This is a genomic window from Cyclobacterium sediminis (assembly GCF_054781075.1).
The window spans coordinates 1-25917 of record NZ_BAAGVC010000008.1; the positions used below are offsets into that span (position 1 = coordinate 1).

Annotated in this window: 25 protein-coding genes and 1 pseudogene; 1 reads left to right on the forward strand and 25 read right to left on the reverse strand. The window is 37.3% G+C overall.

Annotated elements, in window-relative coordinates; all coding sequences use genetic code 11:
* Positions 1–113 precede the first annotated feature (113 nt).
* Positions 114–548: pseudogene (locus tag ACYVHJ_RS10790) on the forward strand (glucuronyl esterase domain-containing protein); the annotation flags it as partial.
* Between the two features lie 198 nt (positions 549–746).
* Here ACYVHJ_RS10790 and ACYVHJ_RS10795 read toward each other — a convergent pair.
* From ACYVHJ_RS10795 to ACYVHJ_RS10915, 25 genes are all read right to left on the reverse strand, one after another.
* Positions 747–1814 (reverse strand): Rossmann-fold NAD(P)-binding domain-containing protein, encoded by a 1068-nt coding sequence (locus ACYVHJ_RS10795; protein WP_460514634.1) that lies wholly within the window; start codon positions 1812–1814, stop codon positions 747–749.
* A 439-nt stretch (positions 1815–2253) separates the two neighbouring features.
* Positions 2254–2916, reverse strand: a complete 663-nt coding sequence (locus ACYVHJ_RS10800) for a Rossmann-fold NAD(P)-binding domain-containing protein (RefSeq protein WP_460514636.1) — start codon at positions 2914–2916, stop codon at positions 2254–2256.
* Between the two features lie 6 nt (positions 2917–2922).
* Complete coding sequence (locus ACYVHJ_RS10805) at positions 2923–3840, reverse strand: helix-turn-helix domain-containing protein (protein ID WP_460514638.1); 918 nt, start codon at positions 3838–3840, stop codon at positions 2923–2925.
* Positions 3841–3994: 154 nt separating this feature from the next.
* Positions 3995–4951 (reverse strand): hypothetical protein, encoded by a 957-nt coding sequence (locus tag ACYVHJ_RS10810; protein ID WP_460514640.1) that lies wholly within the window; start codon positions 4949–4951, stop codon positions 3995–3997.
* Positions 4952–5295: 344 nt separating this feature from the next.
* A complete protein-coding gene (locus tag ACYVHJ_RS10815) occupies positions 5296–5658 on the reverse strand; it encodes a DUF4260 domain-containing protein (RefSeq protein ID WP_460514642.1) in 363 nt (120 codons plus the stop codon).
* A 65-nt stretch (positions 5659–5723) separates the two neighbouring features.
* On the reverse strand, positions 5724–6302 hold the full coding sequence (locus ACYVHJ_RS10820; protein WP_460514644.1) for a Crp/Fnr family transcriptional regulator: 579 nt from the start codon (positions 6300–6302) through the stop codon (positions 5724–5726).
* 39 nt (positions 6303–6341) lie between these two features.
* Positions 6342–6761, reverse strand: coding sequence for a DUF1801 domain-containing protein (locus ACYVHJ_RS10825; protein ID WP_460514646.1), 420 nt, complete (start codon positions 6759–6761; stop codon positions 6342–6344).
* Between the two features lie 13 nt (positions 6762–6774).
* On the reverse strand, positions 6775–7236 hold the full coding sequence (locus ACYVHJ_RS10830; RefSeq protein WP_460514648.1) for a GyrI-like domain-containing protein: 462 nt from the start codon (positions 7234–7236) through the stop codon (positions 6775–6777).
* A 32-nt stretch (positions 7237–7268) separates the two neighbouring features.
* On the reverse strand, positions 7269–8000 hold the full coding sequence (locus tag ACYVHJ_RS10835) for a helix-turn-helix transcriptional regulator (RefSeq protein WP_460514650.1): 732 nt from the start codon (positions 7998–8000) through the stop codon (positions 7269–7271).
* 278 nt (positions 8001–8278) lie between these two features.
* Entirely contained in the window at positions 8279–10498 is a 2220-nt protein-coding gene (locus tag ACYVHJ_RS10840; RefSeq protein WP_460514653.1) for a TonB-dependent receptor, read from the reverse strand.
* Positions 10499–10845: 347 nt separating this feature from the next.
* Positions 10846–11796, reverse strand: coding sequence for a 23S rRNA (adenine(1618)-N(6))-methyltransferase (rlmF, locus tag ACYVHJ_RS10845; protein ID WP_460514655.1), 951 nt, complete (start codon positions 11794–11796; stop codon positions 10846–10848).
* 3 nt (positions 11797–11799) lie between these two features.
* Positions 11800–12258, reverse strand: a complete 459-nt coding sequence (locus ACYVHJ_RS10850) for a tRNA (cytidine(34)-2'-O)-methyltransferase (RefSeq protein WP_460514657.1) — start codon at positions 12256–12258, stop codon at positions 11800–11802.
* 254 nt (positions 12259–12512) lie between these two features.
* Positions 12513–12902, reverse strand: coding sequence for a hypothetical protein (locus tag ACYVHJ_RS10855; RefSeq protein WP_460514659.1), 390 nt, complete (start codon positions 12900–12902; stop codon positions 12513–12515).
* Positions 12903–13220, reverse strand: coding sequence for an aminoacyl-tRNA hydrolase (locus ACYVHJ_RS10860; RefSeq protein ID WP_460514661.1), 318 nt, complete (start codon positions 13218–13220; stop codon positions 12903–12905). It abuts the gene before it with no gap.
* Positions 13221–13240: 20 nt separating this feature from the next.
* Positions 13241–13693, reverse strand: a complete 453-nt coding sequence (locus ACYVHJ_RS10865) for a TlpA family protein disulfide reductase (RefSeq protein ID WP_460514663.1) — start codon at positions 13691–13693, stop codon at positions 13241–13243.
* 2 nt (positions 13694–13695) lie between these two features.
* Positions 13696–14283, reverse strand: coding sequence for a hypothetical protein (locus tag ACYVHJ_RS10870; protein ID WP_460514665.1), 588 nt, complete (start codon positions 14281–14283; stop codon positions 13696–13698).
* 10 nt (positions 14284–14293) lie between these two features.
* Complete coding sequence (locus tag ACYVHJ_RS10875; protein WP_460514667.1) at positions 14294–15469, reverse strand: sialidase family protein; 1176 nt, start codon at positions 15467–15469, stop codon at positions 14294–14296.
* Between the two features lie 135 nt (positions 15470–15604).
* Complete coding sequence (locus ACYVHJ_RS10880) at positions 15605–19369, reverse strand: malectin domain-containing carbohydrate-binding protein (protein ID WP_460514670.1); 3765 nt, start codon at positions 19367–19369, stop codon at positions 15605–15607.
* 319 nt (positions 19370–19688) lie between these two features.
* Positions 19689–20384 carry a M90 family metallopeptidase gene (locus ACYVHJ_RS10885; protein WP_460514672.1) on the reverse strand — a complete coding sequence of 232 codons (696 nt, stop codon included), beginning with the start codon at positions 20382–20384 and terminating at the stop codon, positions 19689–19691.
* A gap of 137 nt (positions 20385–20521) precedes the next feature.
* Positions 20522–20932: a hypothetical protein gene (locus ACYVHJ_RS10890; RefSeq protein WP_460514674.1), complete on the reverse strand. Its 411-nt coding sequence runs from the start codon at positions 20930–20932 to the stop codon at positions 20522–20524.
* 196 nt (positions 20933–21128) lie between these two features.
* Positions 21129–21953, reverse strand: coding sequence for a CHRD domain-containing protein (locus ACYVHJ_RS10895; protein WP_460514676.1), 825 nt, complete (start codon positions 21951–21953; stop codon positions 21129–21131).
* Between the two features lie 449 nt (positions 21954–22402).
* Complete coding sequence (locus ACYVHJ_RS10900) at positions 22403–22765, reverse strand: GIY-YIG nuclease family protein (protein ID WP_460514678.1); 363 nt, start codon at positions 22763–22765, stop codon at positions 22403–22405.
* Positions 22766–22963: 198 nt separating this feature from the next.
* On the reverse strand, positions 22964–23329 hold the full coding sequence (locus tag ACYVHJ_RS10905) for a GIY-YIG nuclease family protein (protein ID WP_460514680.1): 366 nt from the start codon (positions 23327–23329) through the stop codon (positions 22964–22966).
* 517 nt (positions 23330–23846) lie between these two features.
* The gene (locus tag ACYVHJ_RS10910) at positions 23847–25454 is read right to left on the reverse strand and encodes a phage tail sheath family protein (protein ID WP_460514682.1); all 1608 of its coding nucleotides are present in this window, start codon (positions 25452–25454) and stop codon (positions 23847–23849) included.
* 20 nt (positions 25455–25474) lie between these two features.
* Entirely contained in the window at positions 25475–25714 is a 240-nt protein-coding gene (locus ACYVHJ_RS10915; protein WP_460514684.1) for a DUF1059 domain-containing protein, read from the reverse strand.
* Between the last annotated feature and the right edge of the window lie 203 nt (positions 25715–25917).

Sequence of the window (25917 nt, forward strand, 5' to 3'; positions counted from 1 at the left end):
TTTCTCCTTGCATCTTCGGAGAACTTTTGTAATTCACTCATTTTGTCCGATTATAGGTTTACAATTTTTAATTAAATTGTGTCAACCTATTTCAGTACACGACCGACAATAGGTTTGGGATGGTTATTTCCAATAATTCGGGTTGTGGCGGAGCGGCCCTATCCCGTAGAGCTTATGGAGAGACTGTTGGTCGAATGATTGAGGTGATTCCTTATTGGTTCTCAGACAGTTTTAAGATTTATAATAAAGGCGAAAGTGATTTGCCAGTAGACCAACACCAGTTATTGGCTTTAATGGCCCCTAGACCTTTATATGTTGCAAGTGGTGTAGAGGATAAATGGGCAGATCCCAAAGGAGAATTTTTGTCTTGTGTCGCTGCTTCTCCGGCCTACGAATTATTTGGTAAAAAGGGGATGCCTGCAACAGTACTCCCTCCTTTAGATCATCCGGTGATGGGAAGCATCGGTTACCACATTCGCTCCGGTGGGCATGGCTTGTTGCCTTACGATTGGCAACAATACCTGGATTTTGCTGACATGCATTTTTAAGGTAAGCTATGCAATAGGCCTTTCATTACGACCAATATATGGTTCAAATTCAGCTACTTTGTAGATATTGAAAAGTGAATTTAATATCCAATACATCTTTATTGTCTACTTTAACCCTTAATTAATAAGCATAGTAAAGAGGTCCAATTGGACCTCTTTACTATGCTTATATTTTCCGTTTCAGTGACAATGGATATTCTATTTGGATTTAAAAATTCCTTCATTGATCATCATTTGAAATGAGTCCTCCATTGTTTTTTTCAAAGGCATAAATTTGATGCCCAACTCCTTTTTGATTTTAGAATTGTCAGCATGGAATGGTATGTTGACATTGTTTTTAATATACTTTCTTGTAAAGAGTTTATTTGCCATTGGCCCTACCAACATCAGAAGCCATTTTGGCATCGCTCTTTTGGGTAAAGGATATTTGTCCCCGAATTTAGGTAGCAGAATTTTACTCATTTCCAATAGGTTTGTATCATAAGCAGATGTTATATAACGCCCTTTTGCTTCAGGGGTAAATCCTGCTTTATAATGTGCTTCTGCAACATCACGAACATCAACCACACCAAGCCCCATTTTAGGTGCCCCCATTTTGAGTTCCCCACTTCCAAGCATTTTCAGTATGTTTATGCTTTCTGAAGTTGTATTGCCAAGGTTCAATGCCGGACCCAGTACAAGGGACATGTTAATGGTCACCAAGTCCCACTGATTTTGTGATTTTTCTAATTCCCAGGCCTTTTTTTCAGCCAAAGTTTTCGAATAAGAATAAGGTTGATAGTCGATAGATGCTGTAGTATTCCAAACCTCTTCAGTAATTTTACCTTCAGGCGCGTTGACCGTGTCAATGGCATCCGTATATATGGCAGCACAACTACTGGTAACAACGATGCGTTTTACGCTACTTACTTCTTTAGCAGTGTTTAAAACGTTGGCTGTACCACTTACGGCAGGTGCTATTAATTCCGTTTGTGGATCTTTTATATCCATAGTAAATGGGGAGGCTGTATGATAAACTAAATCACAACCTTCCATGGCTGCTTTGTAAGAACCCGGTTTCATTAAGTCACCGGCAAAAAATTTGATGTTTCCCTTTGCCTTGGAACCTAGCACTTTTAGATGACTAACCTTCTTGTCATTGCTAGGGTCTCGAACCGCTGCATGCACTGTTATTCCTTCATCTAACAATTTTTTTACTAGCCAACTGGCCACGTATCCATTGGCCCCTGTTACCAATACTGGTTTAGATTTATCTATTGTAGTCATTTTTTTTAGTTATTATAGTTTAAATTGGATTATGTCAAAGCATGCCTGATACCTTTCCTGAACTTTCTTAGAAAGTGTTTCAATCGAAAAATATCAGGCTCTTTGCAGAATTTTTTTAAATCAAATCGCTATGATGAAATTGAAAAGAGCATCGAAGTAGCTGCTTTTGAAGCAATTATTACAAATAATAGAAAGTCTATTGATTTCTTTGGGTTAAAATTCATAAAAATATAGGGGAATGGCTAACACAAAATCCGGAAGGAAAAACACAAATCTAGGATTTAATCTACTTTTGAATTTTTAAGCCTCAATAGGTGAGGCAACTTATTGAATCTGCGAAAAGCATATAATCAATGTGAGCAGTAAGGTGATTTACGCTAACCTTTTATTATAAAATAACTTATATATATGATATCAATTCCCATAAATCATTTATGGTTTAACGAGGCACCAAATTTTTAATTTGTTTCGGTTCAATGATTTTTATCTCTATTGGGCTTTTAAGGAGAAATAGCATGGCCTTGCCTAAGTCACTACTTCCAATGGTACCTTTCATTTTTTTAATTATTGGGAAAACAGGCCGAAGAAGTGAGTACATTGTATTATACCATCCGGTTCTTGATTTCACTCCTTTTTCTGGCAAAATTATTCCCGGTCTAAAAGCATAGGCATCCTTAAAGCCAAGGTTTAAAAGGTAATTTTCGGTTTTGCCCTTAACTCTTGCCCACATATAATTACCCTTCTCTGTACTATCCGTTCCTACCCCCGAAACATATATTATTTTCATGTTGGGGTTTATTTTAAATAGGGAGTCAAATAGAATTTTACTGTAGCCAAAAGTTATTTTTGTATAATCAACTTCCTCAATGCCTAATGCTGAGATACCCATACAATGTAAACATCCGTCATACCCGGCCAATTTGTCGGTATGCGAAGGGATCTCCGAATAATCGGTGATTAAGAGCTCTTTAAGTTTGGGATGTTTTTTCTCAATTGGCTTTCGATTGATAATCAATACTTCCGAAACTGTTGGGGAATCCAGACTTTCTATTAGTGCGGCTTGGCCTACCATTCCGGTAGCCCCTGTAATAATTATTTTCATTTAAAATTAGTTTAAAGAGGCTTTGTTTCGATACTCATTAGGACTTAAACCTGTCCTGGATTTAAACATGCGACTGAAATAGTGTGGATAGTTAAAGCCTAATTGATAAGCTATACCACTTATCGTTTCCGAATTATTTAATAAGAGCAATTTGGCTTTCTCTATTATAAAATGATTGATATGGTCTTTGGTACTTAGACCGGTTTCTTTTTTTAATAAATCACTTAAATAATGGGAAGAAAGATGAATGGCTTCTGAAAAATAATCAATAGAAGGAGGGCCTTGTGCCTCAAACTTCCCTTTTTTATAATAATCTTTTAGCAAAGCCTCAAATTGACTTACTATATCAATATTTTGAGCTGTTCTGGTATTGAATTGGCGCTCATAATAACGTAGACTGTAATTCAGTAGTAATTCTAATGTGCTTACTATAACCCTTTGACTGTGGTTATCGATACGCTCATCAATTTCGGTTTGAATCAATCTGACACATTCGTTCAAGGTTTTTTGTTCTGCGTCGGAAAGGTGAAGTGCTTCATGCACATCGTAAGAGAAAAAACCGAAATCATCTATCCCTTTTCCCAATTCGGTATTGCGAATTAGGTCGGGATGAATAAATAGCATCCATCCGTGAATTTCATTAAGTTGCTGTTCCTTTTGGGTGGATGTAACTTGATTGGGCGCTGTGAAAATCAACACGCCCTCATTAAAATCATAAGTGTTTCGTCCATAATCCAAGCCGCAACTGGCATCTTTTAAGGCTATGGAATACAAATCAGTAACCATCTTTTTACCGACCCATTGAGGACCTATTTCCAGTTGACTTACATCCAAGATACTGATTAGAGGATGTGATGGCTTGGGGAATCCTAGTAATTGGTGTAGCTCGCTAATGGATTTTATATGAAATATATCTTCTTTCATTTTTTTTGTTATTTCAAGCTCAAATTTTACCGATTTACATTAAAAAAAGTAACACAAAATGCAGAAAGACTAACACATTTAAAATAAACTTAATAGTTTATTTATTACCTGATTAAATAAAAGTTAACATTCTTCTTTTTTTATTTCAATTAATTTAACCTGGCAGAAGTTGTTTCAATAGTTTTTCTCGCTTCACCATGTAGGAGAATTGTTTCTCCTCGTTCACCACTGCTATGAACTTTTGAGATGAAATCAAGGCCTTTTTCACTTGTTTTTCAATTTCTTCGGGAGATTGTTTGGAGGGGTTGATGTTTTCTGTTATCAATACTTTATCCAGTGAGTTTTCTAAGCTTTCGGCATTCAGCCAACTTGTATGTTCTTGAGTATAGCTCGGATTCAAGGGATCTGAAGGTAAATTTACCCACTCCATTTCTTCTTCAGGGATCGGAGGGTTTTCTGGAGGAGACTGAATTTTTTTTAGAAAGTTTTCCAATAAGGTGATGCTGGACCTTGAGCTATACGGGTCATAGCTATATCCTAACCTTCCTTGATGGTTAACAATTTTGGCACCTTGGTCTAATATTAATGAATAAGCGTCCGAATATGCCTTTTCAAACCATGGAAAATGATTGGCCAATGCCCACCTTACTTTCTGCGGTTCTGCCCAGCCAATGTATTTTTTTCTGGTATCTATCGTAGATTCTAAAAATACAACTCCTTTTATTCCTTTCCTATTTTCAAAAATAATGGACATAATGTACAAGCGGGAAGCCAACCATTCTTTTCCCCGGCCTAGGTTAATGATAACATAGTCCACCTCACCGGAAGTTTCAAGAATAGCGTTAAAATTACCGGCTGTACTATCATTCACATTTGCAGCCTCTGCTTTTTGTCTCAAGTCCAATGCTCCCTGAACCACCCAATTGGGAGAGAATGCCTCTGCTTTTGCTAAATCTAAAGAAATTCCTGCAAATGATAGTCCTGTCAAGCGGCCCGACAAACTTTTAATAAATTCAGGAATTTCTTTACGAAAAAGGATTAAAACAATCAATAATACCAAAGGGTAAAGAATGGCACTGGCCAAAGCGGCAATATCTAAACTAATATTCATGTTTTTAAAGTTAAAGTTATTTCCAACCATAGGGGTTGATTTACTGCAGCACATATGGCAGTTGATAAATATTTGCCAATAAGCCCAGCAATCCTTATGGACTTATAAAATAGAGGAAATAGAATGCAGTTAAGGCTTTGAAATAGTAGTTGGTTTTATTCTGATGTGCTTAGGCATGATTGGTTTTTTGCAACATCTAAATGTTATTAATAAAAATAGGTAAAAAAATCGAAATGTTCTTACTGGAAGTGTATTATGGTGTTTTAATAAGCAAGGAGAGGACTCGAATGAATTTTTATCCGATGTTTAATTTGTCCTTATTAAAACGTCTTGTCCAATACTTTTTACTTTCCTATTTCACCCAAATGTGTATGTTTAAAACTGTCAGTGAATTTTAGCCCATAGCCAAAAATTCTATCCATTGCAGCATGGCCAAATAAAATGATGCCTACTAAAATTAATATAGGTATGTTTACTGTGGTACCTAAGATAAATAGTATTATTGCCGTTAACTTATGGTGGAAAAAATTATATAGAAAAGCGCCATATTTAGGATTGGCTAAATAGCCTAACATTGATAAGTCCGGCAATAAAATACAAGCCGGAAAAATCCACCAGGCATAATCTAAATTAGTAAACAATGAGATTGCGAGCAATAACTGCCCTAATTCCTCAAATTTCAATAGGATACTCATTTTTTCCGTCATGGTTTTTGAATCGTTTTGTTGTTTACAAATTTCAACATATTTTATTCGATTCTCCTTGACTTAAATCAAGAACTTGTGCGCTTACGATTTCTTATTCTACTGAGGGTTTCGGCCGACATACCTAGCACAGAGGCAATGTACTGTAAGGGGACCTGGTTGAAAAGTTCTTTGTTCTGCCTATAATACAAATCATACCGTTCCTCCGCGGTCATGGAAATATGCGAAAAAAACCTGTCTTCAAGCATTACAAAACACTTTACTATAAAATCTTTTTCTAAACTATTCCATCTGGGAAATTCATTACAAAGTTTAAGGTAATTTTGTTTACTAATGGTAATCAAAGAAGTATCTACCAAGGCCTGAATGTTCCAACGGTTTGGCTTGTCAAAGAAAAAACCCATCACTTCAGTGATCAAATAGTTTTCTGTAGAAATCCACTGCGTTACTTCCTTGCCATCAGCAATGCAGTAAATCCTAAGCATGCCCGATTTTATAAAGCTTAAGCGATCACATTTCTTGCCTGATAAGGTGAAAAAATTATTTTTGAGAAGCTTTTCCTCCTGAAAATATGGTTGAATTATTTCCAATTCCCTGGTTGACAGCCTACCAAAATGTTCTTGTAATATTTTGTTGATTTCTTTCAAAATAAAAAATTTATTTAACTAATATAAACTTAGGGTTGTTCAGATTCCTAATGTCATTAAGTTCTTTACTTTATGATAAGTAAGGCTGGCTTTAATGCATTCTTTTAAAGCAGTCGTAGGGATTGTTTGGTCCATGGTAAAAACGATGGCACGATTTCCCTCAAAGTAAAAGTGCTCTTTATGAATCAATTTGAAAGTAGGAACCAACCTGCTGGTACATTGAAAATACATGGCATATTGATCGGGATTCTTGGGTTTCCAGTCCATTCGAAGGGTGCTACCGATTTTCGTAACAAAGCTTGGCTCTCCCCATTTCAGTGTTTCATGAAGTTCGGAAATGCCCTCCGTCTCTTTAGCAGTTTCAATTACTAATTTCCTTAGGGTGAGCATTTTTTCTTTTACATGATCCGGATAATTATTAAAAACCGTTTCAACTTTAGGATCTGTCTTTAGCTTCATGATCAACTGATAATTAATCTTTTATTCCTACATATATATCCACTTCAGCAGCAGAAGGATTTTGGGCTTTTTCACCATAAATCTCGAAATCAGCCACATAGGATCTATTCAAGTCCATTTCAAAAATTTTCTCCCATTGTTTAACAATTAATCCTTGCATCAAATCACCCTTAGTGCTTGTTTTATAATATTTGCCTCCATCAAATGACCTGCCGATCATTCCAATCGGAATCTCATCCAGCTTGTTCACCCTACAGCCTAGAATGGTGGTATAAGGTTGAGTATGGTCACCTTCATATGCAGTATACAAGGAATAGATATCATTTTCAATTTTATTTGGGATTTTAGTAAGGGTGTTTTCTTCCATAAACCTACCCCATAAAGCTGCAATATCTTTTGGAGCTTGATCGTTTTCATTGGTTGTTTGAATCGAAATCCCTATGATTTTAAATGGCTCAATTATTACTGTCTGCATCTTTTTTTGTTTAGGTACGGTGCAAATATAATTTAGGCTTTTGACATAGGTATGTCAGGGGTAGTCAGGTATTTTTTTCTACACTGTTCTAAGTATTCTTCTAAAGTTATCTTATGTGGCTGAAAATTAACCTGTAATATTTCCATTTGCTGTATACAGTCCAATCGGAATGCGCGAAAATCATTTCTTAACTGGCAATAAGCAATAAGAATCCAATGCCCTTGCGTAGTATAAAGTGCAAAGGGTTCTATTTCTCTGTGGCTTAGAATATTGTCTAATGATAAATATTTGATCCTTAACAATTGATAATTGGTGATCGTAGATTGGAGTTGGATAAGGTAATTACTGGTTATATTTTTCTTATGGTTATCCCTTACCTGAAGTCTGCTGGAGAGAAATTCTGTCTTGTCCTTTTGACTGTATTTTAAAACAGCTTTTATTTTAGTAATGGCACTTTCGAACTGAGTAGTTAGAGAATAGTCTTTGTTATTTCTTACCAATTGTTCTGCAGTGATAAGGGCATTGGCTTCTTCTTGGGTAAATAAAACCGGGGGGATTTTATAACCTTCCATGATAGAGAAGCCTTTTCCTTCTACGGTTAAAATAGGAATGCCTGATTTTTCAAGCGTTCGAATATCTCGATATATTGTCCTTATGCTTACCCGATGCTTATTGGCAATTTCTTTCGCTGTAACAATTTTTCCTGCTTGCAATTGAGTCAGCATTGCCGTTAATCTAGCTAGTCTTGGTTTATCTGCTGCCATTGCTGTAGGTTTTATCTAGATATACCTTTGTTTATATTAAATCCTAAAGTAAATATAACTAAAAGAAATCGTCTGTGGTATAACCTCAGCCATGTGGAGCGAATAATTTTGACAGGTTGACTTTAGTTTGAAATTCACACAAATAAAGAATAATGCGTTTCGTTGAATACTTATTTTTTTCTAGAGAATGGTTTTCCTATTTATTGGGAACCTAATTTTGAATAAAACAGGCATAAAAGAATCCTACTTTTATGCCTGGAATGTATTTGGTGGAATATTTAAAATTTGAACTCAATCACCCCTTTTATAAAAAAGGGTGTTCCGGGGGTAAAATGAATTTCCTCTACAGGGCTGGATTCATTTTGCAATTTGGATTCTGTTGCGAACTGCGTTTCGTTCCATGCGGTATCAAATAGGTTTTGAACCTGAAAACCAAAGTCCAATCTTTTCCATTTATAGCCCAAATTAAGATCTACTACGGTATAACCTTCAGCAACGATGGAATTGTCTTCATTGGCAGGCCTGTCTTTGATATGGCGTAGATTTGCCCCACCATATATGCCGGATTTATGAATGGCATTCAGTCCACTTTTAAGTATAAAATCCGGAGCCAATGGGATATAATCCTGCCCGACTTCTTCTTCAATTGCTCTGGCATGGGTATAATTGGTGTCAAAATTCCAAAATAACCATTTCAATGGCTGGTAGCGAATACTCAAATCTACTCCCTGCCTTCTGGTTTTTCCACTTGGTTCCACTATACCTGCATCCCCCACATAAACAAATTCTTGCTCTAAAAATAAATACCAATAGGCGGCATTAAGGAGAAGTTTAGGTACAGGTTTCCAAAGTAGGCCTGCATCATACCCGTAAGCTGCCGGTAACGTTTCTTTTGCAGCTTGAGAAAGAATTACTCGGGTGTCATTGGAATGAAATCCTTTACCTCCTTTCAAATACAATTGGAGGTTTGGGGTGTAATCATACAATACATTCAACTTTGGGCTAACAATGGTTTTTGTAGAGGTTTGGGTTTGGTAAATTTCCGGTAAAGCATCATTGTATTGAAAGTCAAAATAATCTATCCTAAATGATGGATTAAAAGTCCATTTTTTATAGTAAAAATTGGTGTTGAGGTAGCTTCCAAAATTGGTTTCATTGATGTGCCCAAATTGTATCTGAGATAGGGTCATAGTACGGTTCAAGGTGTGAGAAAGCTCATTGTTATTGCTTAGGTCATTCCTTAGATTGATACCTACTTGAACAGTAGCCTTTACATCTTTTAAATCAAATGATTTAAAATATTCACTGGTAAGACCATAAATTTGCCGATCTTCTTTTTGTTTGATTTGGTCCCCGTTGACCGGGTCATCTAGGAAAAAGGTGAAATTTGAAAACAATTCGAAATCATACTTACTGTAATACAAACTGCTTCTTATGTAGGAATCATCCGTTAAAACTTTCTCATAATTGACCAATACATTTGTTCTTCCGGTATTTCCACCCTCAGTATCATCTATGGCTCCAAAGCGACCAATCAAACCTGAGTCAACGGCTCGCTGAGGAATTTGTCCTGAGGCATCCCACTTACTTGAAAGATGAGAGAAAGTGACACCTATTTTATCTAAAGGTGTAATATTGCCGGTGTACTTTCCAAACAAATTGATCCTTTTGAAATTTTGTGGACTATCAAAAGGACCATCTGTGGTTAGATGCTCTGCGGCAATGTAGGCATCATGTTTTGCAGTATTCAATACATCAAACATCCCCAAAATTCGGTTGGTGCTGAATTGCCCTTTCTCTAATTTTATACTGCTGTTTTCTAGGTTTCTTTTGGTTTTAAAATTCACATATCCCGCCGTTGTAAAATTACCTTTATCGGCGTAATACGGTCCTTTTCCAAAATCTATATTGTCCACGGTTTCCGGGATAACAAAGTGCAAATCCGCATATCCTTGACCATGGGCATGGGAAACCATATTAACCGGCAAACCATCTACCGTAATACCTATATCTGTTCCATGATCAATATCGAAACCTCGTAAAAATATCTGCTCAGCTTTTCCTCCTCCGGCATGTTGACCAATAAAAAGTCCCGGGACCTGTCTCAAAATGTCTTGAGATGAACTTACTGGATTCGTCTTCAGATCTATTTTAGTAATTAGGTGTAAGGCATTTGTTTTTGGAGAAATTACCACTCCTTCCAAGGAAATCTCTTTTTCTTCCATTACTACAGAAAGGGGAGCGGTCAAAGATTGAACAACTGTGTATTTAGCTTCATATCCAATGTGTGACAATTTAAGCGAATCTCCAACTGAAAAATTTTGAAGCAGGAATTTACCATTTTCATCCGAATGGGTGTGATTCTTTGTGGTAAGATTCAATATTTGGGCATTGGTAATCAACTCTTTCTTGTTGTTCAAAACTGTACCTTCTATGCTTTGTCCAAAAAGGTTGGTTTGGAATAAAATTAGTAATAAAACAATAAATAGGCACTTCATAAGGATACTTGTATTTGACTTTTATAATTAAAATAACTTGAGCTTACTTTTTTGGAGACTTGAAAAATCCAATGTTTAATATCAATACTAAAAAACAACTGAAAAGACCATATTTAACTAGGTTGATAAAGGGTTTTTTAGTTACTGGCACAAAGGTAAGTAGCCAAAAAAATATTTTCACTTGGGGAATGTTAAATAACTGTGTTTTTATTTTAAGGTCTTACACCCAAATTTAGAAGTAATTGCTGACCATTATAGTAGGTATATTGTAAAGTGACAAAATGAGAAGGGTTACTCTTTAGAGATGTCAATAGTGAGGAGAATGCCTTGCTATAAAAAATGAAATTTTACCAACGGCTATTTACCCAATCATTTTGCGCTCTAGCAGAAAGAAAAGTCCAGGCCACAATTCTACCGGACTTATTACTCGTACCCATGGGAATTGTTTTGTACATTTTTGCACCTACTTTTTCCAGCGTTTTATAGATTGATTTAAGGTTTGATTGTTTGGAAACAAGGGATGAAAACCAAAAAACATTATTTTGAAACCTTTGACTTTCATTAATCATTTGTTGAATAAATTTTAGTTCGCCACCTTCAACAATTAGTTCTTGGGAAGTACCTGAAAAATTAAGATGTGGTGTTTTTGCTTTTTTGCCACTTAAGTTTTTTACTTTTCTTAAATTCCCTTTTTGTGCTTCAGCTGAAGAGGAATGGAAGGGAGGATTACAAATAGTCAAATCGTATTTATCCTCAGATCTTATGATTCCATGAAAAATGGCTCTTGAATTTTCTTGAAGCTCCAATGCTATTTTATTGGTTAAAATGGCATTTTTATTAACGATATTTTTGGAGGAAGCAATTGATTTTGGATCAATATCCGTTCCGGTGAAATGCCATTCATAACTCGTTATACCAAGGATGGGATATATACAACTGGCACCCACCCCAATATCCAAACAGTTTATTTTATCGCCCATGGGAATTTTACCTTCATTACTATTCCCTAATAGATCAGCCATATGGTGCAGATAATCTGCTCTTCCGGGAATGGGAGGACATAAGTTTTCTTCTGGAAATTCCCAATAGCTTATATCATAATAGTGATTTAGAATTGCTTTATTTAATAATTTTATAGCCGCTGGATTGGAAAAATCTATGGTGAGGTTGCCTTTCTTACTAGAGGTCAAGTGATTTTTTAATGCCGGTACCACCTTAGCCAATGCATCAATATCATACCTTTTAAGGTTTTTATTTCTGGGATGCAGTCTTCCTTTATCTTGATTTGGCGAAGTCATGAATTATTGGTTTTTCATAGATCTAATTCCTTCATACACAGTAATGGCCACGGCATTCGCCAAATTTAAACTTCTAATATGGGGGGAGTAGATGGGGATAGTGTAAATCAAGTCCCTGTTTTTCTCTATGATACCCTGCGGTAAGCCAGTAGATTCTTTGCCAAAAACCAAAAACATGTCTTCTTGGTAATCAATTGAACAGTAATCTTTGGTTCCATGACTTGAGAAATAAACAAAATTCTTTCCTGCATTTTTTTCATAGAATTCATTAATGTTTTCATAAATGAAAAGCGGCACATGCTTCCAATAATCTAGTCCTGCTCTTTTTAATCTTTTGTCACTTAATTCAAACCCGAAAGGTTTTACAAGGTGTAAAGTTGAGCCGGAAGCCAAACTCAATCGGCCAATATTCCCTGTATTCGTGGGTATCTCTGGCTCGATTAGTACAATATTTAATCCCATTATTTTTATGTCTTTTTTCTAACGATGTGTAGATCAGTAGCCCAGCAGGTAGGTGGGGGTGCTTTCAAATTTATCTTGAAATACTTGACCCGAATATCCAACTAGCCAGCTCTTCTTCGGATTGTAAATTTCCCGTTAACAGGGTAAAGCCTGTAAGAATCCGATGGTGTAATCCGAGTTAATCTATTTAAACTGTTAAAATAATAAAAAGCAAGTTACCTACGAAAATGTAAATAAGCATTCAAAAAGCTTGGTTAATTGTTTAATCGTTCCAGAATTTGCACGATTTCAATGACTTGGTTTATTTCTAAATCCAAAGGGTTATAGCCTTTGTATTTAAGCTCAATGCCATTTTTTGGTTCATTGTATTCAATGCTCAATTCTGAAGAATCAATTTTCCAAAGGAAAGTATTTTGATTTTCGACGAATAATTGGGCTACATAGGGCGTTTTTACATAGTTTTCATCCTCCCATATTTGCTGTGAAAGACTTGTTAATAGTTGAATGAGATCCTGGGTATCGCTAGGTGCCAATAGACAGTGATCCCCATTTTCATAGTCGAGTTGTAGGCGTATCTTGTAATCATTTTTATCAATAACGATGTTTCCTTTCTTGAGAAACAAATTGAATAGTCGGTTTTCCATTTATTTTATTCCTTGAGGTGCCCACATCTTTAAAAATTTGAATTTTTTTGGGTATTCTTTTCTTGGACAGAAAGCCAGGCAAACCTCCTTGTCGCCTAGGCTGGACTCCGTCATCACAATGTGTTCGGGTTCAGTTTTAAGCTTGTTAAATGTAGCCTCATTTACCAAACAAACTACTTTTTTAAATACTCCACTCATCCATAGTTTCATTTGCTCATTTTCCTCAAATTTTTTATAACAAGCCAAAGATGCATGTGCCGTAATGACGGGAATTAATTTATCCGGGATATTGTCTTTTACAATAATATACATTTTCATAAATGCGAATGATTTGGAAGCTATTTCCCTTTTAACTGCTCAATTGCATAATACAATCGGTTCTGGGCACCTTCTTGGGAACCGAATAGGGTGCGTGACAATTTACCCTCTTTTGAAATTAAAACCCATTGAGGGGTGCCGGATGAATCAAATTGGTCATAAACCGTTCTTCCATTGTCTATAAAAATTGGAAAGGGAAGCTCGTCAATTGTAAAAATGCTTTTAATATCGCTTTCTGTCACTTGGTTTGCATTGAAGCTCGTATGAATGCCAATAACTTGTACCTCTTTATTTTCCTTTTGTAATTCATAGGCCAAAGGGATTGCTCTGCCGGTACAGCCCAAACATTGGTTGTTATAGATAATAAGCAAAAGCGGTTTGTCTTGGTATTTCTTTATGAGGTCAACAGATTTGTTACTAAAGTCTCGAACTAGAATTGATCCAACTGTGTCATTTTCATTTATCATGATCATTTTTAAGTTTCGTATCTTTTGATGTACGCTGTGGTTCTTTCCGGCAAGTCAATGGCATTGTATTCGAACTTATTAGTCCAGTCAAATCTAAAAACGTTAAAACCGTCAAAACACTCCGTAGGGAGGATATCAAATGCCTTTAATACAATCAAAAACCGGTCAATACCGCCAAAAGGGTAATCCAATGTTGAGAATTCGATGATGCATTGTTGTTCCACGTTGAATTCCAGGTTTGTGAAATCCACTTCAAAGCCGAACTCCAGATAGTTGAATATGGATAAAGTTTCTTCAATTCCTAGCTCTCCTAATCTTTCATTATCAATTTTTAAGTACTCCATTAAAATCCCATTTGCGTATTCAGGGATTAACCTTTGGTACCTTTTTGCTGCAGGATCTTCAAATATAAAATCACATAACTTTTCTACTGCCTTATCGACTTCATCCTGCGATAATTTTTCCCATTCGATGGGTTCAGGCTCTTCTTCCTTAAAACTAAAATTGGGTTGTCGAACGGTCACCATGTGTTGGTAGAGCTTAAAAAAATCTTCGAACTTGGAAGGAGATTGATTATTGAACTTGATGTATAACATTAAAAATTTATTAGGGTTGAGTAAGTCTTTCTATGGGAATAATAGCCATCTCAGCACTGTTGTTGTTCCATAACTCTCTACCTTTTCCTTCAGGCCGACCCACTTTTCCACCACTGTTGGAGTAGCCAATGTAGAGCTTATCTTGGTGTTCTACAGCATGAGGATAGGCCAAAGCTGCATTGGGGTGGGATTCTCCTACACCTTCCGGGAAATCAGCATGTCGGATTACAAAAACCTTTGAAAAGAGTAACTCGCCGGGTTGACTAAGTGCAATGGTTAAGGTTTTTCTTGATTTATTGACTCCATCATAAGTTGCGCCAATTAAAAAATACTCTCCAGTACTCAATTGGCCGGAATATGGCTTTGAGGTGGACATGGGTAAATTACTTGTGCTAACCTTAGACCAAGTTTGTCCATAATCAGCACTTTTTGAGGCCAATGCAATGGCTTCTTCGCCCCAGCGGGCAATATTAATGATATTGGCGCCATCAATTAATATTGAACTTTCCCCCCAGACTTTTTTTGTATCCATAGGTATTACCACCACTTTCCAGTTCGTGAAATCATCACCTTTGCTTATGGCTACAGCCGGAGGGTTATTGCCACTTCCAGTTTCATTTACTTGAAAGCCGGACATTATCCAGTTGCCATTGTCCATTTTTTCAGGAGCTGTTAGCGGCCAAAAATTATCCCTCGCCACGATGCCTTTATCGGTCCAGGTGTCTGTGTTCTCATCGAGTAGGTAAGCCCGCATACGTAAGTTTTCCATAATGCCATCATATTCACCATGGAAAGCCCATAATTGCCCATTATGAGATAGAAATTCGCCATGGCTTACAGCAACCTGTCCACCACCTCCAATATTTTTTAGCGGCCCCCAGGTTTTGCCCCCGTCTTCACTGACCCGGTAATTGGCCTCTTCAGTTACGGTGTTTTCTCCGTTTTTATTGTGACCGAAAGATGCGTAAAGTTTGTCTTTGTGCCAGATCAAGGCCACACCGTGTAAAAATCTGTAGCCGTCTTTGGCAAACTCAAAGGGTTTGATGACAGAAAATTCAATATTATCAATGATGGAGATTTCATTTAATTCAGGAAGTTTCTCACTTGGTTTCCACAATGGGAAATTATCCTGTGCCATAATCGGCATGGTCGTTAAAATTGCAATCAATAAAAATATAAATCTCATTCGGCGCTTGTTTTGGTTTATTTGGCAATATTGTTAGGGTCATAAAGATAACAAGCCATCTAATTTCTAAGTGCTTTCTTAAGATTATTATTCATAATTTTAATCTTCAATTGAGCATCGGCAGCATCGGTTAGTTTAGGGGCTGACAATTAATTTTTGCCTGAAAAGAAGGTTGTGCTCGTCATTGACACTTATGAAGTAAATGCCCTTGGATAAATTTTCTAAGGGAATGCTTAGTTGATTTCCGGTTGGTTTGTTCCATTCAAACTTGTTGACAAGATGACCATTGCTATTGTATATCACAACGGTTCCTTTTTCCACATAAACGTCAATTTCTAAATTTGTTTCACCCTTTGCCGGATTTGGAAAAATCCGATAGCTAACTTCTTCGCTTGGTTTTTCTTTATCGGTTATATTGTAATAATAGGACTGTAGGTTTTTCAATTCCTCGATCAATTCACTATTATTTGCTCCATTACCGATGATGGCAATTCCGGAAATGCTTGCTTTGTTAAGCTTCGAAGTCATCTCGAGGGTTAAATAACCATCTGTTACTGAGAGGTTTTCAAAAGAAAATAGGGTAGGGGAATTATAGTTTTCCACAAAAAGATCTAAGTTACTTTTCATGATTTCTTCCTCGATTGTAATGTCAAATACCCTGTTTGCTTCTTTTTCCTGAACTCCATTATGGCCAAACCAAAGCTCATTGTGAAAGGTGAAAAGGGTATAGTTGCCACTGGGAACCGGAATTGAATAAATCACATGCTTCCCATTTCTTTCTGTTTGAAAGATTGGTTCAACATCTAAATCACTGTTTTCAAATCGAGAAGAGCCGGCATTATAGTAAGTAGCATGAGCGGTTTCAGCTACAAAGGTTTCACCTATTAGTGTGGCATCATCCTGGCCTCCGGTATTTAAAAAGAAGGTGAAGTCTGCGTCCGGACTGTCTGGTTTATTTTCCGAAATGATAGCAATTCCTGAAATAGTGGCATTATTGGCGCTGGCTATAAGTCTGAGGTCAAGCAGACCGTCTGTTATTTCAACTGATTCGAAAGTAAGTATCTCCTCCGCATTGTTGCTGTAGGCAAATAGGTCAAAAGCATCTTTCACCAATTCCTCTTCTAAATAAATGTCAAAAACTCTGTTTCCTTCTTTGGCTGTAGCCCCACCTTTACCAAAGTAAAGCTCATTATGGAAAGTTTTGATGGTATAGGCCCCATTTTCTACCGGTATTTGGAAGGTTAACTCATTGGCAAATCTTTCGGATTGAAAAAGCTGCTCATTGCTTGCATTGGTGTTCTTAAAGGTACTGCTGTTGGAACTGATTATAAAATCGCTTTTAATTCTCTCAAAGGTTTGACCATCGAATTCAATGGGGCCTCCTTCTCCCGTATGGTAATACAATTCATGCTGGCTTCCATTGGGTGTATTGGTGTCAGAAGTACGGAAAAGTGCCAAGGCATTATAAGGAGGCAATATAATTTTTCCGGAATATTGCTCCAATTTTGCATTAACATAGGTTCCGGATAAGTTAATTGTTTTGTTGGTATTGCTTGGGTTGTATTCGAATAGCATTAACTCATCAGGATCAATTTGGGTAACTTCTGCTTCTACAAACTCCAAATCATCCAGCCAATAGGTTATGCGTTCATCAGAAGTGTAATGAATCATTAAGGAAACCTCATTTTCATCTTGATAAGGAGAGATAGGGATTTCATAGGTGCCCACTTGTTCATTGATCCTAAAGGTTTTGATTGGGGAAAGCCTTTCCCAAGGGCTGTTTGAGAACCTTAAATTAAAAGCCAGGTGAGTAGGTTTGCTGGCATAACTTTTAAAGGACAATAGATAGGTTTTATCTTGCTTTAAATTGCCCAAGTTTACTTTAATAGCACTTTGATCGGAGTTGGATATTTTTAGGGCTCCTCCGGATAGTTTACTATTGGCATCCCAACTTTCCTGGCAATTGCTACAAGATAAGTCCTTGATGTGCTCATCAAAAGAAGAATTGGCATATTTGCTATCTCCAATAAGCCTATGTACCGTATAGGTAGAAACATCAACTGTATTACTTGTTGAATTTTGATCCTTATTGTATTTGGATTTCCAGCCATTTAGGTCATGTGACAGGCGCTTCTTCTCACCGTTATTTAGAAATTGATTTCGTATACTGAATTCATCTCCCATGGGTCTGAAAAAGTAATTCTGATCAAAGTTTGCCATCTGTGGGATGTCGTTTTTGTAGGTATTGATGAAATAAGAATTCTGGTCGACTAACTTGGTGAAAAATTGATTGTTTACTATTAGGTTATTCCTTGTGTCACTTCCATTGATACTATTACCCAGGCTAATGGCATTGCCATTGTTAAAAAACAAATTATTATCAACAGTAATATTATTTCCGTTGGCTATTTTAAGTCCACTATTGCTGGTATTCCCAACAGTATTCCCTGTGACGTCAATATTGTTTGAATTGTCATCTAAAAAAATTCCCTCTACCAATAGGTTAGATTCCACATCTCTTTTCGGTGCGCCGGCCGGATTCCCCTTGCCGTTTACTACAATATTGCCTTCAATTTTTCTACCAAAATACCTTTGGTAACTGGTGCCACCAAAGGTATAAATTCCACCACCATCGGTTTTGATCAGACAAAAGTTATCCACATAATTATTCTTAACCTTGATATAGTTACCACTAAATTGAATGCCATTGAAGCCCGTATTTATAATTGAATTGTTTTGTACCAGTATATTATCTCCTCCAACAAAGATTCCTATTCCTGCTGCATCATCGTTTTGTGTTCTTCCGGCAATGGTGGCAGTGTTGCTTATTTTATTGTTTCGGACAATGGCCTCATCATTGCCATACCTTAAGTTCAAGCTGTTGTTATAGGCATAGCGTATTGTATTATTTTCGATTAGTAGATTGACCACACTTAAAGCATGAATCCCATCATTACCTGCAAATTCAATTTCAGTATTGCCTATTTTGATATTATTCCCTCCCTCCAAATGAATAATATTATTATTTGCGCCTCTAAAATGCAAGCCTTCAATCGTAATGTATTTGTCCCGGTAGTCCTTGGTAAGCAAGTGGTCAAGCGTGCTGACTTCAATTTTTAAGCTGTTTGGGGATTGCTCGCCCAGGTGAACATAGATTTTCTTAGTCGAAGGATTGAAATACCATTCACCAAATGAATCTAGAGTGCCAAGGTGGTTGGATACAAAGAAACCGTAGCCTGCTTCGGGTTTGTATGGGCTAATATTGCCATCGTATTTAATCTGATCACCGGAATGGCTTTGAATCGAGTAATTGTTTATTACCCAATTTTTTGTGCGGATCACTATATTGGCTCCTTCCCAGTTGGACGAACTTTCGAGATGAGCGCTTTTTATGACATTGGTTTCAACCTTTTCAATGGTAAGGTAGCCGGTATTTGCTGCATTCCCATTGGGGTATCTTCCCATTTCCTGGCGTTGGCCGTTGATAAGTAATACCTGTACAGTGGCTGTATTAAGGAATTCTGTACTTTCATAAAGCCCATTTCCTAAGGGTTTCCACTTGTCAATGGTTTGAAAAGAAGTTAGGATTGGCTTTGTTCCTGAACCATATTCGCCTACCAAGATTGGAGAAGATGCAGTACCTGAAGCACTAAGGTGTAGGCTACCATAAAAGGTTTCTCCTCTTTTAAAAAGTATGGCATCTCCGGGATTCAGTGCATTGCATTCAATATTAACTTTTGCTATGGATTTCCAAGGGGTAGCAGGATTTTGCGCTTCTTTCACTGTTCGGTTGTCATCACCCGTTTCGCTAGATATATAATATTTGGCAGCATACCCTGACCCAAACGGAAATGCCATCATCAGTACTAAGATGAAAACAAATGAAAATTGAACTTTCATGCTAACTGAATTAAAAATTTAATCTTTTCGAAGACCGATTTAACAAAACACTTTAGGTGTTTTGTACATTAAAAAGTAATTTAATAAATTATCCTTTTACTTATTTTGGATTAATAAAATTAAATATTGACGTTCTGTTCTTTATGCACAAATATATAAATTTATTTGATAGTAATAAATACTAAATCCTTATTAGATCACCGGTATCTAAAACCTATTTTCTTAAGTTTTTTGATACCATGTCTTGATTAAAAATGCCTTCCAGTAACTCGTATAATTTGGGATGTTTTCTTTTAAGCAATTTTGGCCGCTCAAAAAACTATTCACTGGCCACAGAAAAAAATTCTGCCTGATTTGTACCACCATAGGGGTTTATGTCTGACTTTCCTTTGTGAATTTCTTCAATTTTTTTATTGATATAATTGAGCCAAGGTATGGCATACTGTCTTTCCATTAGCAGGGAGGGAATACCATCCACCGATCCATCGGTTTTATCAATCAAATGTATGAATTCGTGGATGGCGGTATTCTTTTTGTCGGTTTCATTTTTAAAACCCAGCTCTAGCGCTTTTTTTGACAAAATCATCACCCCCTCCATGGGGCCATTGCCAACCATTCCGGAAACTCTTCTGTCCGATGCATCCAGGCTGAAGTTTTCATTAAAAAATGTTGGGTAGATCAAAACCTCATAAAGGTTGATGTATTTCCAATCCTCAAAGCCGAATATAGGGATTATGGCACTGGAAGCCACAAGGATTTTGTCTGTCAAGTTGATCTCCGTTTTTACTCCCGTTACTTTACAGTTCAATAAGAATTCCTGGATCTTATATTCAAAACGCTGTTGATCCTCTGCTGACAAGGACCTGTAGTAGGGTATTTTTTCTTTTAAAATGCTGCGCCATTCAATTGGGAAAGGCGTGGAAGGGACCTTCCATTTATTTTGCTTTTTTCGTTGCCAGTAAAATCCAATAAACCCAAAAACCATGGCAAAAAATAAAACATAAAGAAATGTCATAGGAGAATAGTCTAGTATAATCAGGGCAAAGATAATAATTGATTAACGACTATAGCTATATCAGGTTGCTGCCAGCAATTGAAAATTATCTAGGAAATAACCTAATGGGCATTCTGGGGAATCAAAAAATTAAAAAGCTATTTTACTTCTGGATTGTTTGTGATTTTGATGAAGACCAAAAGGAAGAAAGCACAAAATATAAGGTCATTTAATCCATATATCGAATAAAACAAACCTGCCATGGTGTCTTTTCCATACACCTCCGAAACGTTATTATTGAACATCCAATTGATCCAGATATAGCCGTATATGGATTTTTCTATCGCAAAAACACCAACTATCCATTTAACTTTTTCATAATTTTTCGCAACTGAAATATAGGCTAATCCCCAAATTACAATCATTAATAAGCCAAAGTTGGACATGACCATAGGGTCATATTCAGGAATGGTAGAATTGCTAAAAAATCTTGAAAATATTAGTACCGTTAAGTTCATTAAGCCTGATAAAATAAAGCCTCTACTAATTAGGGTATTACGGATTTTCATTTTTCAGGCAGGTTTAGCGTGACAGGAGGTAAACTTTGAATAAACAATATAACGGAAAAAGGTGTAGTCTTCGTGGGGATTTAAAAAAATAATATAAAGGTAGGGCAATTGTAGTTATTTAATTGCCCTTCCCACTAATGGGAGATGATACCTTGAGTCCAGTGCTCACGATTGCAAATCCCAACAGCTATTTCATTTATCTAATCTGACCCCGTAATAATCCTCCACCATGTTGGGTAGAATGAATATTCACATACAGTGCATCATTATTTACCTTACTTAGCTCTTCAGCACTTAGTTCCAAACTCTTTGTTTGATCCAATTGCTCTCCATCTGTTATCTCCAGATTGATTAGCACACCACCATTAACTGCTGATGAACCTTCGTGGATATGACCTGCTGTTATTGCATCCGTAGCATCCAAATCTTCTACCATTACTTTATAATACATGGTTGTACCAACAATTCTGATATAGGTAGCTCCAGTTTCATTTCTATCTTCAATTGCTGGAATTTCATTGCTAGGAGACATGGCTACATTATAGGCATAGTCTATAGTTTGATTTATTTGTCCTCTCACTAGGCCTGAAGGCTGTTCGGAGGAATGAACATTTACATAAACGTCACTGCCCTGTAAAGTGGCCACTTCATTATCTGTCAATATTATCTCACCAGTGGCTGTATTTCCAGAAAAAGCTATGTCTGTACCATCAACCAGGGTGATAGCAACTCCACCTGCTGTCACTACATCTCCGGTATGCACATGTGCCATGGTAAGGGCATCAGACCCGGATAAATCATTTATTGTAATTGTAAATTCCAGAGTATTGTCATCGTATAGGTTCATTTGAATATCACCCGTTTCATCCCTGTCCATCACCATTGGAATCGAATTGGCATTGTCCAGCATAATATCAAATGTTTGCACTTGTACCTTTACGGGGACTTCTTCCTCATCAGTACAACTGAAAGCGAACAGCGCACTAAATACAAACATTAACAAAATATTCAACTTTTTCATAATCTTTAACTTTATGGTAGTGTTTACTTCTTTTTATAGTCCTTTTTCAACAAGTTCTGACTTAGATTTGATTTAAAAGTGGCAAGAACCATGCTATATCTATAATTCCGTTTAATATTTAACTCATTTCCTTTCGGCAGTAAAAATTAATTATAGCGCTAAAGAGGATTTAGAGCAGGCAGGAGAATTATTTTGTAACCAATTACAATGAATTTATACTTCAAAATAACCTAGTAAACTAAAAACACCTTAAAAACTAATTGGATATAGAGTGTCTTTTTTGTGATACAAGTAGAGACCATCAGTAGATTTTTGGGGCATTTTGTGATTCCCCCTTTTCCCTTAAATATTCCGTACGGGCTTTTTCTAATTCATTGATTAAGGCGTTTCCGGTGGCTATATCGGCTGCACCTAACTTTAATCTTCCCAGTTTGTTTAGGACATCTTGGTCAGTAGCTGCCACCTTCGACAGGCTCAGACGACGGTACGTCCACGGTGGTAGAGCTTGTCGAAACCACGTTCCTCGGATACTGTGTATAATTTTTAGCAAGAGCTGGCAATAAATTGTGGTCTCCATTAATTAAAGCTTCTTTCTTTTTCCTGCTCCAACCTTCTACCTGTTTTACTCTATAATAGGCTTCATCTATTCTTTGATATTCTTCAGAATAAATCAATTTTACAGGCAATCTTTTCTTTGTGTGATTGGCCCCTTCTCCAATCTGATGTTGTTCGAGTCTAATATCAAGATTGTTGGTACTTCCTGTATAGTAGGTCCCATCGGCACATTCTAATATGTAAAGCCAACCTTTCATATTTACTCATATAAATTTAATAGGCCAATACACCGTTGCCTTCGACAGGCTTACGATTCCGGTGGTTGAGCTTGTCGTAACCACGTTATGTATTATCGTTTCTGTTTTCATCGAAACCGTTGCCTTCGACAGGCTCAGGCCACGGTACGTCCACGGTGGTTGAGCTTGTCGAAACCACATTTCGTGGTGATATTCCCGTTATCCGAGACCTCTGCCTTCGACAAGCTCAGGCGCCGGTACGTCCACGGTGGTTGAGCCTGTCGAAACCACGTTCCTCGGATACTGTGTATAATTTTTAGCAAGAGCTGGTAATAAATTGTGGTCTCCATTAATTAAAGCTTCTTTCTTTTTCCTGCTCCAACCTTGTACCTGTTTTTCTCTATAATAGGCTTCATCTATTCTTTGATATTCTTCAGAATATATCAATTTTACAGGCAATCTTTTCTTTGTGTGATTGGCCCCTTCTCCAATCTGATGTTGTTCGAGTCTAATATCAAGATTGTTGGTACTTCCTGTATAGTAGGTCCCATCGGCACATTCTAATATGTAAAGCCAACCTTTCATATTTACTCATATAGATTTAATAGGCCAATACACCGTTGCCTTCGACAGGCTTACGATTCCGGTGGTTGAGCTTGTCGAAACCACGTTATGTATTATCGTTTCTGTTTTCATCGAAACCGTTGCCTTCGACAGGCTCAGGCCACGGTACGTCCACGGTGGTTGAGCTTGTCGAAACCACATTTCGTGGTGATATTCCCGTTATCCGAGACCTCTGCCTTCGACAAGCTCAGGCGCCGGTTGGGTTTCCGAAACCTTTGCCTTCGACAGGCTCAGGCGACGGGTAGCTGTGCTCAATGCAATCTTCTATATTCTCATCCTCCAAGTTTGTAATCCAGTTGATAAGTGCTATTTTTCTTTCTTCAATCGTCATAAGTATAAAAATAATAAAAGTTATCTGGTTTTAATAGTTTTCAATGGCACTCATTACCCAAAATTGACTTTTCAAAGTAGAGAATTACATCAAGGCTACTTCTATTTTCATCTATTTTAATTAGGGTACCATTTTTTTTCTGAACCACTAACCACTCCCCATCTCCTGCTCAAAGTTAAGCTCGATGAATTCTGCCGGATGGGAGAGGGCTACTTTTACCGATACACGTAAGCTGCCGTTTAAAATATCTTCTGCCTTCATGGTGCTGCCCAAACCTACATTTACGGCATAGGCATCTGATGGACTTGAGCCCATAAGTCCTCCTTGTTTCCATACATTGGTTAAAAAGTTTTGGATCATGCTTTTTATTGTTACCCAAGTATTTGCGGTATTTGGTTCATATTCATAGGCCTGAATGGCCAGTTTTATGGATTGTTCCAGAAAGATGGCCGTACGCTTTATATTGAGATACCTCCAATCATTGGAATTGCCATCCAGGGTTCGGGCGCCCCATATCAGCAGTCCATTGTTTGGGAATAAGCGAATGGCATTGATGGCTTTTCCTGATAAGGGTACATTAAGGTCTTCCTGAAAATTCCGGCTTATGTTTATCGCAGGGGCTTTTACATCAATCATGGTTATATTTGCAGGGGCTTTCCAAACCCCTTCAGCATTGTCTACAGTGGTATAAATTCCTGCGATAGCACCGGAAGGTGGGGTTAAATTTAATTTTTTTAAAATGGCCTCCCTTAGCAATTGATAGGCTTTGCTTATCAATTGGAGGTTGTGGTCTGCCTTTTGCCGATTTTTCTTATCTATCTTTAGTTGATCTTCTTTACTTATTTTGCTGTCTGTCATTGGAGGATCATCAGCTCCTTCTCCAGCCGTTTGGCCTGTGAGTTGGGATACCATCAATAAGAATGGACCTCTATTAACTTCAGGCTTTTTTGGGGCTTCCAATTGGAGCAAGTAGTCCAGGGTTTTCAGGGCATTGGCAGATAGGTTTTTATAAGAATAATCCTCTTTTGGGTACAGCAATGTATGAAGCCAGGGGTAATAAGCAGCTGCATAAGCATTGTAGTTGGGACGGATAGGGTTCACGTTTTCTCGAAAGGCATCAATGCTCTCTGAAGGATTTTTTTCAGTTTCCCAATAAGCCCAGGGAATGTCTAATATGGCCATTCGATTGCCCATGCTTCCACAATGGTTGACCATATGGGATTGTAAGGCATAAGCGGCTTTGAATTTGTCCTTCAAAGGGATTTGGCTTTCATCAAATAATTCCACAGCATCCGGAACAAGGAGTAGGGTAGGTTCCTGTACTTTTTCCAATAGATCTATTCCTGCTATTAGTTCTGCTAAATTTGGAGTAACAGTGTAATTACCCACACTTACGATATAACATTGATCTCCTCCATTTTCATAGAAAAATTTTACTGCCTTGTACATTCGGTAATGCGGCCCATTGGCTTTGAGCAGGTAGTTTTCCCCGTTTTCACCAATGAAGTCGGCTTCACTTGACTCGGTCTTTTCAAGCTCAAATTGAATCAAAGGTGGTTCTTTACCGTAAATCGTATAAAATTCAGACAGTGAGGTTACCCTCCGCGGCTTATTGCATAAATCCTCGCCATTGTAACTTGTGTTTTGCGTATAGCCTATAAAAGCCGGAATGGCGGTGGCTACTGGTACTAATGAATTCCCATAGGAATCTATTTCCGTGACATAAACGCCTGGGGTTTTTCTTTGTTTATACATGGTTTGTTGTTTGAGACTTATTATTGATTGTCAGGCAATGCATCAAATTCCCTTCGTTTGTCATCAAACCATTTTTTCAAGGCCTCAGGAGATTGCATCAATTGCTGCATCTCTTCCATGGCTTTCAAGTGGGCAGGATCTTTTTTTTGGAACATCTCCATCCCATGGTTTTTGCTGAGTTCGGCCATCTCATCGAATGTATTGGCATGAAATGTCAGTTCACAGGCACCCCCCAATTGTCTACAGGTCATCGTTTTCATTGTGGATTGTTTTGGTTTTAATTAAAAAAGCGGTTAGAAAAAGTCGTATAGCGTTTTTGGAGCTATTAATGTACTAAATTTTTATTCTTTGTCTTTATATTCTGCTGTAAAATAAAGAGAATAAGTAAAATCCTTTGGTTTCGACAGGCTGGCTTCGACAGGCCCAGCCACCGGCAATAGGTTAATGATTTGGCTAAAGCCAG